Origin of the sequence: Alteromonas sp. 76-1 (assembly GCF_900654235.1) — a bacterium.
Classification (GTDB): domain Bacteria; phylum Pseudomonadota; class Gammaproteobacteria; order Enterobacterales; family Alteromonadaceae; genus Alteromonas; species Alteromonas naphthalenivorans.
In genome coordinates, this window is the sequence record NZ_LR136958.1 from 3,880,948 (window position 1) to 3,894,737 (window position 13,790).

General features: G+C 42.9%; 11 protein-coding genes. 4 read left to right on the forward strand and 7 right to left on the reverse strand.

The window, feature by feature from the left end; genetic code table 11:
• Positions 1-28: 28 nt before the first annotated feature.
• Entirely contained in the window at positions 29-3,172 is a 3,144-nt protein-coding gene (locus ALT761_RS16505; RefSeq protein ID WP_129740021.1) for a WD40/YVTN/BNR-like repeat-containing protein, read from the reverse strand.
• 253 nt (positions 3,173-3,425) lie between these two features.
• Between ALT761_RS16505 and ALT761_RS16510 the strand changes: the two genes are divergently transcribed.
• On the forward strand, positions 3,426-3,683 hold the full coding sequence (locus ALT761_RS16510; RefSeq protein ID WP_129740022.1) for a hypothetical protein: 258 nt from the start codon (positions 3,426-3,428) through the stop codon (positions 3,681-3,683).
• A 17-nt stretch (positions 3,684-3,700) separates the two neighbouring features.
• Here the strand turns inward: ALT761_RS16510 and ALT761_RS16515 are convergent, their stop codons facing one another.
• The 3 genes from ALT761_RS16515 to ALT761_RS16525 all read right to left on the reverse strand — a co-directional run bounded on the left by ALT761_RS16515 (position 3,701) and on the right by ALT761_RS16525 (position 7,599).
• Positions 3,701-4,978, reverse strand: a complete 1,278-nt coding sequence (locus ALT761_RS16515; protein ID WP_129740023.1) for a histidine kinase N-terminal 7TM domain-containing diguanylate cyclase — start codon at positions 4,976-4,978, stop codon at positions 3,701-3,703.
• Between the two features lie 247 nt (positions 4,979-5,225).
• Positions 5,226-6,344, reverse strand: coding sequence for an adenosylhomocysteinase (locus tag ALT761_RS16520; protein WP_129740024.1), 1,119 nt, complete (start codon positions 6,342-6,344; stop codon positions 5,226-5,228).
• Positions 6,345-6,555: 211 nt separating this feature from the next.
• Positions 6,556-7,599 carry a UDP-N-acetylglucosamine 2-epimerase gene (locus ALT761_RS16525; RefSeq protein ID WP_129740025.1) on the reverse strand — a complete coding sequence of 348 codons (1,044 nt, stop codon included), beginning with the start codon at positions 7,597-7,599 and terminating at the stop codon, positions 6,556-6,558.
• Between the two features lie 205 nt (positions 7,600-7,804).
• Here ALT761_RS16525 and ALT761_RS16530 point away from each other — a divergent pair, with 205 nt between their 5' ends.
• Together ALT761_RS16530 and ALT761_RS16535 are read left to right on the forward strand one after the other, a co-directional pair.
• The gene (locus tag ALT761_RS16530) at positions 7,805-8,887 is read left to right on the forward strand and encodes an ADP-ribosylglycohydrolase family protein (protein ID WP_129740026.1); all 1,083 of its coding nucleotides are present in this window, start codon (positions 7,805-7,807) and stop codon (positions 8,885-8,887) included.
• Between the two features lie 48 nt (positions 8,888-8,935).
• On the forward strand, positions 8,936-9,292 hold the full coding sequence (locus ALT761_RS16535) for a RidA family protein (protein WP_129740027.1): 357 nt from the start codon (positions 8,936-8,938) through the stop codon (positions 9,290-9,292).
• Positions 9,293-9,334: 42 nt separating this feature from the next.
• Here ALT761_RS16535 and ALT761_RS16540 read toward each other — a convergent pair whose 3' ends face one another.
• Positions 9,335-10,543 carry a M24 family metallopeptidase gene (locus ALT761_RS16540; protein ID WP_129740028.1) on the reverse strand — a complete coding sequence of 403 codons (1,209 nt, stop codon included), beginning with the start codon at positions 10,541-10,543 and terminating at the stop codon, positions 9,335-9,337.
• Positions 10,544-10,627: 84 nt separating this feature from the next.
• Positions 10,628-12,427 (reverse strand): sensor histidine kinase, encoded by a 1,800-nt coding sequence (locus tag ALT761_RS16545; RefSeq protein ID WP_129740029.1) that lies wholly within the window; start codon positions 12,425-12,427, stop codon positions 10,628-10,630.
• Between the two features lie 84 nt (positions 12,428-12,511).
• Between ALT761_RS16545 and ALT761_RS16550 the strand changes: the two genes are divergently transcribed.
• Positions 12,512-12,931, forward strand: coding sequence for a BLUF domain-containing protein (locus ALT761_RS16550; RefSeq protein ID WP_057789594.1), 420 nt, complete (start codon positions 12,512-12,514; stop codon positions 12,929-12,931).
• Between the two features lie 126 nt (positions 12,932-13,057).
• On the opposite strand, the gene ALT761_RS16555 is transcribed toward ALT761_RS16550, so the two are convergent.
• Positions 13,058-13,765 (reverse strand): HAD family hydrolase, encoded by a 708-nt coding sequence (locus tag ALT761_RS16555; RefSeq protein ID WP_129740030.1) that lies wholly within the window; start codon positions 13,763-13,765, stop codon positions 13,058-13,060.
• Between the last annotated feature and the right edge of the window lie 25 nt (positions 13,766-13,790).

The following is a 13,790-nucleotide window of genomic DNA, read 5'->3' on the forward strand; positions in this document are numbered from 1 at the left end:
AAAGTACAATTCAATACGCACAAGCAGCCTACAAACTTTCTAAATCGTAAACGCCCTTTTCAGCAAGCGCTTCATTGACTGGCTTAACATTTTCACGAAATAGAATTTCTAACTGTAGTTTGTACTTCTGCCATCTGGCCTCTAAATCGTCTAAACGTTGTACCGCCCCAGCTTGTGCTGGCGCGCCGGTTCTATCGAAGTTATCCATTAAAAAGCGAACTTGTCGGTCGAGCATATTTGGCCAGTTAATGTCGTCTTCAAAGGTTTGGTGCTTAGGTTGAATAACCAATGCTTCCCAATCATCAATAGCGCTAACAATACGGTCAATTGATGCCGACACTTCGCTGGCTAGTACCACGTTAGACTCAGTTACCCCATTTAGCGTTTCACGCACGTTACGGGCTTTTTGCAAGTGCTCAAATAGCTCGTTTAGTAAGTTTTCACTGGCCTGAATGCTTTGCTCAACAATTTGTAATTGGGCGGCATCAGCTTCCTCCCTTGGGTCTGGCAATACCTTAAACGGTCGGGTCTGAGACTGCTCACCGACAGTGATAGTCGCTTTATAGTCGCCAGGCATTACTCTGGCGCCATTCCAGCCGCCAAATAACTTCACATTATCAATACAGTTCAAAGGTGAGCGTCGTAAATCCCATACAAACTCGTTATAACCTTCATTTGTTGAAGGGTGTGTAAACTTCAGCGGGCTGCGAGCGTCTTCGTTACCCTTGGCGCACTTTTCAAACGCATCTGCGGTTGACGATAACGTACGCACGAGTTGATTTTTCGAATCAAAAATATCAATGCGAAGACTTTCACTCTCTTCAAGCTCCTCTTTTAAGTAGTAACGGAACCTTGCTCCGCGAGGAGGATTTTTCGCTTCTGGTTGGCCGCTCATATTGCCGCCAGACAACAAGCGCACACCGTCGACAGGGCTAAATTGAAACAGCGCTTCATTGTGTAATGAACCACTGACTTCACGCAGCGGGTTTATATTGTCCAAAATCCAAAAGCCGCGACCTTGCGTTGCCACAACTAAGTCATCACCTTTTACCTGCATATCAGTTATTGCGACTGGCGGTAAATTAAGTGCCATCTCCTGCCAGTTTTTACCATCGTCAAAACTGACAAACATACCGCTTTCAGTTCCCGCGAACAGCATACCTTCCTGCTGCTTATCCTCACGTACTACGCGTACAAACGCATCTTCAGGCAAGCCTTTATCTATGCGAGTCCAGCGTTTTCCGTAGTTTTCTGTTTTATAAATATAAGGCTGATAGTCGTTCAGTTTATAGCCGGTTACCGCTACATAGGCTTTACCCTCAGCGTGAACGCTTAGCTCAATAGCATTAACCTGTGCTTCTTTTTTATGAGGCGTAATGTCTTTCCAATTTTCACCTTCATCTGTGGTTAAATGTAACTTGCCATCATCTGCACCTACCCATAGTTCACCTGCATTTGCTGGCGATTCAGCAATATAGAAAACCGTATTGTAATATTCAGCACCGGCTTGTTCGTTGGTGATAGGTCCGCCGTTTAAGCCCTGCTTTTCTACCTCGTTGCGGGTTAAATCTGGGCTTATCTCTTGCCAGTTAACACCTCTATCGGTGGTTTTTAATATCATCTGCGTACCGTAGTACACTGTTTTAGGGTCGTGCTGCGACACCAATACCGGCGCATTCCAGTTGGTACGGTATTTCTGATCTCGCGCGTTGCGCCCAAATACGTATTCAGGATAAGGCATAATAGGGCGAGTAAGCCCCGTGTCCTTGTTGAACTCGGTTAATGTGCCATTAATAGTGGTGGCGTAAATCAGCGTAGGATTGTCGGCATCAAAGGCGATATGTGCGCTTTCACCACCACCTACGGCGAATTGCTCGGCTATTCCAATGCCCCCATCATAGGTAGAAGAAGGGGTCGCCATTGTGGTGTTATCTTGCTGGCCGCCATAGACATGGTAGGGTTCAAGGTTATCGGTTACTACACGATAAAACTGCGCAGTGGGTTGGTTATAAATACTCGACCACGACTTTCCACCATCAAACGTTACGGTTGCGCCACCGTCGTTGGCATTTATCATATTCAGGCTGTTTTCAGGGTTTATCCACATATCGTGGGTATCACCGTGTGGCAATGATTTAATCTCAAAGGTTTTGCCGCCATCGATAGACTTATGCAGCTGTACATTCATCACATACAGGGTGTTTTCGTCGTTAGGGTCAACCTTAATATGATTGTAATACCAGGCTCTGGCTTTAAGAATATTATCGCCATTCATTAGCTGCCAAGAAGCACCAGCATCATCGCTGCGGTATAAACCACCTTTATCAGCTTCAATTATGGCGTAAACGCGCTTCGGGTTAGAGGCAGAAATATCTATTCCCACCTTACCAATAAGCTTAGGCAAGCCTTTTTCTAGTTTATTCCAAGTCTCACCACCATCTGTGGACTTATAAATACCGCCGCCGTCACCACCAGAGTTTACAAACCAAGGCGTTCTTCCATGGTGCCACATGCTGGCGTAAAGCACTCTCGGGTTAGATGGGTCTAGTGCTAAATCTGCAGCCCCTGTGTTGGCATTAACGTTAAGTACGTGCGTCCAGTTTTTACCACCATCGGTAGTTTTAAACACACCGCGCGCTTCATTTGGCGCCCAAATATTGCCCTGAACAGCCACCCACGCGACATCTGGATTCGTGGGATGAATACGAATTTTGGGAATTTGACCACGGTTTTCTAAACCAACTAGCTCCCAGGTTTCACCCGCGTCGGTAGACTTATATACACCTTTACCGTGGCTGGTGGTTACACCGCGAATAGGCCCTTCTCCCGTACCCACATAAATAACGTTATGATCTGAGGGGGCTACAGCAATTGCTCCAATGCTACCTACTTTAAAGTGCTTGTCAGACAACGGTTTCCAAGACAAACCGGCATTATCTGTTTTCCATACGCCACCACCAGCGGCCCCCATATAATAAAGGTTTGAGTTACCATCAACGCCTGAAACGGCTACGGAGCGCCCCCCGCGAAACGGCCCAATATTACGATATTCCATTTTGTCGAAAAGCTTGGGGTTAACGGTATCTTCTAGTGCAAATGCCGGGAAAGAGAGACTAACTAGCGTGCTAATAGATACTGCTAAAGCGGCTAGTGTTCGCCGTAATGTCATCATTGGAAGCCTTTTTATATTTTATTGTTTATGAAGGATAGGTGCTTATGATTTATATAGTGCAACGTATTTAGCCATACGGTAAAGGCTAAATAGCTAATTCATTAGGAATTCGTATTGCCTTAATGAGTTCATCCACTTGTGTTTTTTTTAAACATTACCATTAAAGCATAGTGAAGGGATTTTAATTGGTACGACAAATACAGCATCTTGTCGCATCGAATAACGGAAGTGGAAATGGAAAAGGCAGTGCAATATGGATTTGTTTAGCGATACCCTGTTCGCACTTAGCGTATTTGTCGGTTTCGCTTTCATTGTCGGCTTCTTTGCTCTTATGTATCTATGGGCCAGAAAACAAAAAGGCGCTGCGATAGTGTTTGGTATGTTGATGCAGATGATTTTACCCGATCCCAAGGTGCAGCATACTATCGAAATGGTTACCGAAGCTAAGCAAGAAAAAAGCGGACAAGAAGACAAAAGCGAAGATGATAAAGATAAGGACGAGCTAAGCTAGGTTCAATAAAGACAATATTAATCACTGAAGGTGGCAATGCAGACCGCGTTTTTACCTTGGTTCTTGGCGCGATATAAAGCTTCATCTGCACCCGATAGCATTTGGTTTGCCAAGTCCTGTACTTCGTCCACATTGGTTACAGTCAATTGTTCTGGCATAACACTAACTATACCGAACGAACAAGAAGTATTAAACGTGCACTCGCCTTTACCGAAATCTGTTTTTGCAATGCGCTCACGAATTCGTTCTACCGTAGTCGGCGCATAATTTTCATCTTGTTTGCTGGCAAATAAAATAACGAACTCGTCCCCTCCCAACCGTGCTATACAATCAGACTGACGAATATTGTCTTTTATAATAGTTGTAATTTGGGTGAGCAACGCATCACCATTAGCATGCCCATATTGATCGTTGATATTTTTGAAGTTATCTACATCAAATACGCATACCGATAGCCCGCTCAACTCCCCACGTCGCATTAGGTTCACAGCTTCCGTTAAACGTATCTCCAAATAACTGCGTGAGAATGCTTGGGTTAAATGGTCATACATAAGGCGGTTACTCAGCAACCGCCTTTCTTCATAAAGATCATCTATATGTAAAACCAACACCCACGCAATACATGAAGTAACCGAAAATGAGCCTATCCAACTCAACGGCGGTAAATCAACAACCTGAATACCGGTGAACGTATCGCAAAGGCCTGTAATCACCCACATCACATTTGCTACCAACAGCAATAACACCGTATTTGTATTACTATTTTCTTGCCTAATGCGTTGTCGATTAAACACTCTCACAAGTATAAAAATACAATAGGCGGCCAGTACTAATATCCACGCTCCCCACAACTGGAATAATGCTCCATATTCCAAGCCTGTGTAGTACTGAGATGTTGAGTAGAAAGCATTATTAAGAAAGTACGGATTGGGTACCATGGTCAACAAGGAAAAAGCACCACAAATTACGTAGCACCACTTCAGAAAAATAGGCACTTTGTATTGAAAAAAAGCAATGTAAAAATGCAGACTCAACACTATGGTAAACATAGCCGCAATAACGGTTATACGGTTAGAAATACTCAGATAGGTAAGGTTTTCGCTTGAATTAACGAGTACGGCAAATGCACCAAAAAAAACACCACTGGTTAATGCTGAAAACGCGAAAATAAGGTAATAATTTACGAACTCTTCATGGCGGGAGATCAAGCGATAATACAGAAGCAAAAAGAAAAAGCTTAAAAGAAAGCAGATACTGGCAGTAATAAACAAAGGAATAGAAGATGCTTGAATCATACTACTTGCTCATCTCCCCAACTCCTTTTAGTTATGTGCCTTCTGTAAGCGTCTTAGCGAAATAATTCAGTACATTACGCTTACATGTTAATAGCATGTTAACGCAAAAGCATTCTACTCGCTTGCTCTTTCTATAACGAACTTTGTCAATCTGGTAACGATAGAGGGCTTATATTACGCAGCCCCATAAGGTAGAACCCCTTATATCTTTGATAAACCTATCATCAACATAATAAGGGGTAGCGCCCTAAAGCGCCGCCTTCCATGCCTTTTCAGGTAGTAAATATAAGCCATTTTTGTGGGTACTACCTTCCCCGACAATATGCCCAATACCGGCTGCCATTACCGCCAAGGTAACGTCGAAAGCATTTAAGCTATCACCATAGCCTGCGGTAAGGTTAAACATAGAGCCATCTGCCAGTAAAAATAGGGTTTTACCATTTAAAGTATAGGCATTCACATAAGGCATTGGTTCACTGTGATTGGCATTTTCTTTAAGATATGGCACATCGATTTCTTGCGCCACATGCCCAACATTTAATATAAAGGTACCTTCTTTCATCGCATCCAAGTGCTTTGCACTTACCACGCCGTAACCACCTGTGGCAGTGGCAATAACATCGGCATCTTTTACCGCATTGCCCAAATCAACCACTGGCCAGCCATCATATTTAGCTTGTAGCGCGCGAGCAGAGTCGAGTTCAGCAACTTGTACTTGTGCACCAAAAGCCTTTGCAGATGCCGCCACGCCCTGCCCCACTAAACCATAACCTATGACGACTACTACTTTTTCATGCAGGGTAAGGTGTGTGGTTTGGAAAAACGTTTGCCATGCACTTAAGCCCACCATGTGGCGATTATGTAAGCCTTCTTTTACGGGCAAATCATCCCAGTTAAAAATAGGATATTCAGGCTGCATACCGTTTAACCGCGTAATGCCTGAACCAGTCGCCTCCAACCCCGCAACAATACTTGGAACTGTTTCATTCGACTGCACTTTTTCATGCAAACGTGTGGTTAAATCCGCACCCATTTCACACAAGTGTGTGGGTTTCCAAGCCAAGGCTTTATCAAAAGAATCTGACCAATCGGCGTTACTCATGTCTCGCCATGCATGCGCCGTTGCCCCTTTATCTACCAGATACTTTACTAGATCATCTTGAACTGTAGTGGGATTACAAGTTGTCAGAAAAACCTCACACCCACGCGATAATAACCCTTCAACCAATGGGGCCATCTTTAAATCTAGGTGCATATTACAGGCTAACCTAATACCGTCTAAGCTGGGAAGAGAGGAAATAGCGTCACGAGTGCGCGGCATATGTAAACTGGCCCATGAAAGCTCAGCTTGAAAATCTTGATACATAGAAAAGTCTTAATGTCGAAAAAGGGAAAGCACTATAGTACGCCACAATATCTTTGCTCTACAACTATCATTTTTCACTAATCTATTGAAATAACACATTGATATGTATAAAGATAGTTTTATATTGTTATGCTGAGTTTCAAGTTAACGATGCCTATACTGCGCGACAAACCCAGCGCGACAAACTCAGCGTTTTAACTCACTGTCATCCTCAAAACTTCCAGTAGTTAAGTTTCTTTCTAATTTTGAAGTTTCTTAATAGGTTTCTAGGCTTTTTATCAACCCAGTTACTGCCCACCATTTCTTCAACCGCTTTCACCACCCGATGTGACGACTTTCCGTCTAGATAGGGGGTAATCGATGGCCCGTATTTTTGAATGCTATCGATAAGTTCGGGCGAAGGTGACAACGCTTGTTTTATTGCACCTTCTAGCGCATCGCTTTCTGTAATGTTAATAAAACAATCGAGCGGGTTGCGGTTATTTACCGTCACGACAGGTTTATTTAAAAGTAAGAACTCTTGAAAAATAGAAGAGTTGTCACAAATCATCACATCCGCTCTGTGCAACGCTTCGATGACTTGATTATTTTCAAAAAACATTAGGTTTTCACATTCTAACGCCTTGTATTTTTCAACCGTAGAGGCGGCCATTTTCGGGTGCAGTGTCACTAACCACTGCCAGTTCCCGCTTTGACTCAACCGTTTAACCTCATCATAGACGAACTCGGCGCAGGACAAGGATGCAGAGAAAGTGGAACCAAATAGCACCTGTGGTTTATCGAAATGTTCTTTCGATTGATATTGAAATAATGAGTCTAATTTTACCCACCCGGTTTCAACCACATTGTAATGGCCTTTATTACTGCCTGTTAATGTACCCGTGCGTTCAGGCCCTTCTGTGCAATATAAATCGAACAGCCCACGCTCAGGATAAACATTGCCTCGCTTACTTTCATTAAGACCATGAAAAACCTGTACTTTAATGCCGGGAATGAAATTTGGCACCCTATCGCCGGGTACGAACACCGCATCAGGTTTAAAGCTTATCGCTTGCTCAATGGAAGCTAATGCCTGCTCGTTTTCGTGTAAAAAGTGTTTGGACGCATCATTTCCCACCACCAACCATCTAACCTGATGACCTTGCTTTATCGCTTCATTTTGTATGGGACGAAGTATGTCGAAGGAGTAATTTTGTTCTACATATAAAAGAAAATTTAAGGGTTTCCCCACAGTACTTAATGGCGATGCATGCATATTCTTACCCTTCAATTTCAAACCAAAACCAAAACAACGAATAGTAATGAGGCTGCCACTTTTTAGCAAATGGCTTTTGCAATCGTTACGCTGCGATCAATATTCACGCAGAATACGTACAAAGCCCTTAGATCATTCAATGTTTTTTGCTCATCGATTTTATATTGAAACCGATAGGTATATTAGCTATTAAGGGGAAGACTCAGTGCCATCTGAATTACATAAATCACGGGCAATAGCGGCGCTTAAAAATGCATTTATTGCTGACGCTTTGGCAATGCCAGTACATTGGTATTATAACCCTGCGGACATTTTAAAAGATTTCCCCGGCGGCATTCAGCAATTTGAAGACGCACCATCATTTCACCCCTCCTCTATTATGTCTTTGCATTCCACCAGCGAGGGGGGCCGGTCCAAAGCGTCTAAGCATGAAAAGAGAAACATTGTAGGCGACGTTATTTTAAAGGGTAAACGACAATATTGGACTGGCGCTAATCAGCATTATCATCAAGGCATGAAAGCCGGAGAAAATACGCTGAATGCGCATTGTGCAAGAGTACTACTTAACGTTTCAGCACCACACTATCAACAAGCTACTTTTTTAAATGAGTACATTAAACTGCTGTGCGCAGATAAGCCAGCTCACCCAGACACCTACGCGGAATCGTATCATAGAGGCTTTTTTGCAAATCTAGTAGCTGGTAAACCTGCCGATAAGTGCGGTGCAGTGACGCACGATACGGCATCTATAGGTGGCCTTGTTACCATTGGGCCTTTAGCGCTCAATTGCGCCCTAAAAGGTGATGACCTGAGTGATATTCAAAACCTATGCAGAAGCCATTTGTATTTAACGCACCCCAGTGACGCGCTAGGTGTAGTTTGTGATTATTATGTCGAGCTGCTGTATCGATTGCTCTACCGCACGGACGAATCGCCTCAAGACATACTTGAAGATATTGCCCTACGGGGGAACCATCTTTCTTTGGCAAAGCTGGTTGCCAAGAATAAAAGTGATATCGAAATAGTGGGCCGTCAATTCTCTCCTGCATGCTACATTTCTGATGCATGGCCCAGTGTGCTGTATTTTGCTTATCGCTACGCAGAAGATGGAAAAAAAGCACTCACAGCCAACGCCAATGTTGGAGGAGATAACGTGCACCGTGGTTTTGTATTAGGTACACTCGTAGGTTTGATTGCAGGCGCGCCAATTCGCAACATGTTTGAACAACTTGCTGATACAGAAGCGTTAGAGCATGAAATTCAGCAAGCTTGTAAATATGAAGAATGAAGAATAAACCATTAAAACGTTAAGATTAAAAGCACGGACAATCAAACAATGACCATAGAGCGAATAGAAACAAAACAGCGTATGAGCCGCATAGTAAAACATAACGGCACTATCTATTTATGCGGCCAAGTGTGCGCCGATGCTACCCAAGGCATTACCGAACAAACTCAAACCATGTTAGATAAAGTGGATACCTTGCTAGCACAAGCGGGTAGCGATAAAGAACATATTCTATCAGCCACTATTTACATCAAAAGCATGGAATACTTCGCGGGGATGAACGCCGTATGGGACAACTGGGTGCCAGAAGGACATGCCCCTGCTCGCGCTTGCGTTACCGCAGATATGGCTCGTGAAGCGCTGTTAGTTGAAATAACAGTAGTCGCTGCTGAGAAGTGTGTATAAAACCCGCTTTATACTCTTCCAGCATCTCCCCCAGAGAGCCTTTTAAAAAGGCTCGTCTATGGATTTACTTGGCTCGGTGAACCACACTGCGCCAGTGTCAGATACATAGAAGTGATCTTCTAAACGAATACCAAATTCGTTGGGCACCACTATCATAGGCTCATTGCTAAAGCACATACCTGGAGCTAAGGGGTGTGGATTATCCTTCACCAAGTATGGCCACTCGTGAATGTCCATACCAATGCCATGCCCTGTTCTATGAGGTAAACCAGGGAGTTTATAATCTGGGCCTAAGCCATCAGACGCTAAGCTGTCTCGCGCGGCCTTATCAACATCTCCACAGGGTACGCCTGGCTTTACTGCATTAAAGGCGGCGTACTGCGCGCGTTTTTCACTTTCCCACATCGCCTTTTGCTTTGCCGTTGGCTTACCAAAGCAGTAGGTTCGCGTAATATCAGATAGATACCCATGAACTTTACAGCCGGTATCAATAAGTACTAAATCGTTTTCTTTTAATACTTGCGGGTCTTTTACCCCATGTGGAAATGACGTTGCTGTACCAAAAAGTACAATGCAAAAGTAGTTGCCACTGGCACCCACTTTTCTGTGAGCATCATTGATAAAGGCTTCTACTTCTGTGGTAGTAATCCCTGCATAGAGCATACTGGCTGTAGCTTTATGCACTGCAAGAGTCATATCCATAGCACGCTGTATAAGCGCAAGCTCATTAACCGATTTGTGCATTCGGCAGTGGGCAGTAATCTCTGCGCCATTAATAATGCTGGCGCCTTCAGGAAGGGCTTTATTAAACCCGTCAACAACGAAAAATTGAGTCGATTCATCTACCGCGATTTTCTTGTCACCACCAGTATCAATTTTACCCAGTAAACGAGCAACCAGTGCATAAGGGCTTTCATGCTCTTGCCACCCTATAATGTCGCCGTTAATCACTTTACGCTCTTCAAGGGAGTCGATTTCAAAATAAGGTGCCACGTAGATAATATCGCCAGAGGCAGGAAGAATAGCGCCCACTAAACGCTCACTGGCATACCATTGCATGCCCGTAAAGTAAGATAAGTTGGTGCCGGCATTAAGGTACAGCGCAGCAATACAATTTTGCTGCATATATTGCTGAGCTTTATCTATGCGAGATAAGTATTCACTTTTTTGAATAGGCGCTACATCGCTAGTCATATTTGAAAGACTGCCCAGTGCTTCTTCCTTTGTTTTCCCGCCAATAAGTGATGTCATAACCTGCCCTTATAATGTTATTCGTTGATAAAGCAGGTGCACTGTACAACACTGAAATGAAAAGTCGAGAAGCCAGTTAAAGGATCATTCATCCCCTACCTGCTTGGGTAATTTAAGCGTAAATGTGGTGTCTAGGTCGTTCGATTCTTCCATAGGGGCAAGTGTTAGCGTTCCGTGCATTTTCTTCGCTAAATTAGAGCAGACAGACAACCCCATTCCCGTTCCTTTACCTACATCTTTAGTCGTGAAGAAAGGGTCAAATACATGCTTTCGACTTTTTTCAGGTATACCTCCCGCATTATCAGACACATTAATTAGCACACACTCTGTTTTTTCTGTGACCTCAACTTTAATAATCTTCTGCTGAGTTTGCTTATCTGAAGTGGCATGAGCTTGAATCGCATTTTTGACCAAATTTGCAAGTATCTGTTGGATAAAACCTTTATGTGAAGTTATCTGAATATCGCTATCGATGAGCAGTTGAACTTCTACCTCATCGCTCAATTCATATTTAAGCATTCGAACGGTTTCACTGATAACCTCACTGAGGTTTAACAGTTGGTTCTCAAGTGACTCTTTGCGAGAATAACTCCCTAGATCACTGATGATATCTCTTACTCTAAGCAAACCTTCTTTTGAATCATGTACAAGTGCTTTGATATCTTCGGTCACAAAATCAATCTCACTGGTTTGTTTAAAGCTTTGTATTGATTGGGTGAGCTTCTGGTTTACTGGTTGCTCAATCTCGTTAATTGATTGGATAAGTTGCTCATGTAAATCCACCATGCTGATTAACGTTTCTACATAATGGTCGAGGGGATCAAAGTTACTAATAACAAACGCCAATGGATTGTTTATTTCATGGGCAATTCCTGCTGCCATATGCCCCACAGATGCCATCTTTTCTGCATGAATTAAATGGTTTTGGGTTGTTTGTAGCTCGGCCAAAGTTTCTTTTAAACGCTGATAATGCGTGGCCATTCGCGATTCGGCAAATCGCCGTTCTAATATTATTTTGAGTTGTAAAGAAGCATCACGCATAACATTTAGCTGCGTGGTAGATACGCTGTCTAGCGCATCTTCACTTATGAAACAAATAATGGACGCTAAATTATTGTTATACACAATTAACGGAAAAACCAAATAGCTTGCCACTGGGTTTGGCAGTATTTCAATTAATGCCTGCATAGCTTCAAGCTCTGGCGACAAGTTAACCACGGGGGCTTTACATTGCAGGGCTAGGTTGATGATATATTGCTTAGTATCATCATCTACAGTATCAAGTTGGCTCTGGCTGATAGAGGGCTGTGATGTTTGAACACTGGTAACTTTAGCGGGAGTAACCACTAACCCACTATGCCCACCACAAAATTGTAGCAAGGCTTCTGCATAGGATGCGATTAATGCTTGAATGTTCTGACGTTGATGGGAAAATCGATTCACCGAGGTGAGCATATTCACTTGCGCATCTTTTTCCATTAGATGCTTTTTGTTAATGATAATACGCTTGATAATACGCGCAATTTTACGCTGTACAAACGTAGTGTCTTCCTTATTTAAGCGGATAACATCGTCCACATCGGCCTTATTCATTATTTGGCTTGGTGTGGTAGAAACGGTATCACTTACAAAGATTACCAAGGTGCTACTATGGGATGCCAATGCCGTTCGCACATAGTCCACAATTTCTATACTGTCGGACTCACTTTGAGCATCAATAATATGGAAGAATATTTTTTCTGGCGTATTGGAGCGCAGTGCTTTTTTTAGCTTTTTGACTGATGAATAATAATGAATATCGAGACTTTCGGGTACAAATTCGGCTAATTCAGATGGCGCGTTAGTGTATATCATTGCTATTTGTGGCAGAGTAGAATTCATCATAGATTTGAAGATTTCATCCTTTTGCTCTATCTATTCTTAATAAACTTATAGTTTGTTTTTACAAAAAGGAGTATTAATAACTCTATGAAAAATATAGTGCGCTTGATTTATTTGAGCTCGGCAACCCGAGATATGTCGCTTTCAGACATGAAAGATATTTTAACTTATGCCCGTAAAAATAATCAGTCTTTAGGTATCTGCGGGATGCTCTGCTATGACAACCGCTATTTTGTGCAAGCCCTAGAAGGTGAGCGCGAAGCGGTTAACGAGTTATTTTTTCATATTTCAGATGATGCTCGACATTCAGATGTCATTATCACCAGTTACGAATATATCGATAAGCCCACCTTTACAGAGTGGAATATGGGTTATGCTGGCAGTACGCCAATTTTCACTGAGTTACTGGCTCGATTATCGCAAACCGAGTTTGAACCCACTAAACTTCCCCCGAAACAGATTTATGCCTTGCTTAGGCATCTTTCAGCACATCAGCAAAAAGTTTAATTTTACCGACACCTGGAGTGTTTGTTGGAAAATTGTCGCTTACTTTGACGCTAAGCGTTGAGTGTAGTTTTCAACTCTAGACATCAAGCTTGAATTTGAGTACTGGCGATACACAGTAAAAAAACGTTAGACCTTAGCATTCGTTTTTAAACTAGGGTACAAGCTAAAAAATTCACTCCAATGCGATATTAAACGCACACCCTCGCGCTCACTTTCTAGTTCTATGGGTAAGTCTTTTAGATGACTGGCTCCGGTATATTTCACTACCTGCATATCAGCGGCCAACGCCCCTTGAATACCCGCTTCTGAGTCTTCAATGACTAAACACCGCTTAGGCTTAATTCCCATCTTTGATGCGGCAAGTAAAAATATATCGGGAGCAGGCTTTCCGTATAACACTTCTTTGCTTGTGGTAATGCGCCCATCAAAAAAAGTGAGTAAGTTTGCGGTTTCTAGCGCAAACGCCACACGCTCTGGACTGCTGCTGGTTGCAATACAATTTTTCACGTTCAAATGCGCTAATACATCATGTAACTGGGGAGTTGTTTGTAACTCTTCAGCAAACACTTTTAACAGCGCAGTTAGGTAGTTATCTCGAAACTCAGCCGGAAGCATGACATTGAAATCAGCTAAAATCTGCTTTTGCGCGGACTCATAACTCTGCCCTAGGAAATAAGTGTCAAAATAGTCACTTGAAACCACTACACCTAAGTCGCCTAGCATGGCGATGATGACCCGTTTACACAGCACTTCACTATCGACTAATACGCCATCACAGTCGAAGATCACAAGTTCAATGTCTGTACTATCGAGGGAGGTTTGACTGCTACCCATTTAATAATCCTTGTATATTTCGTCC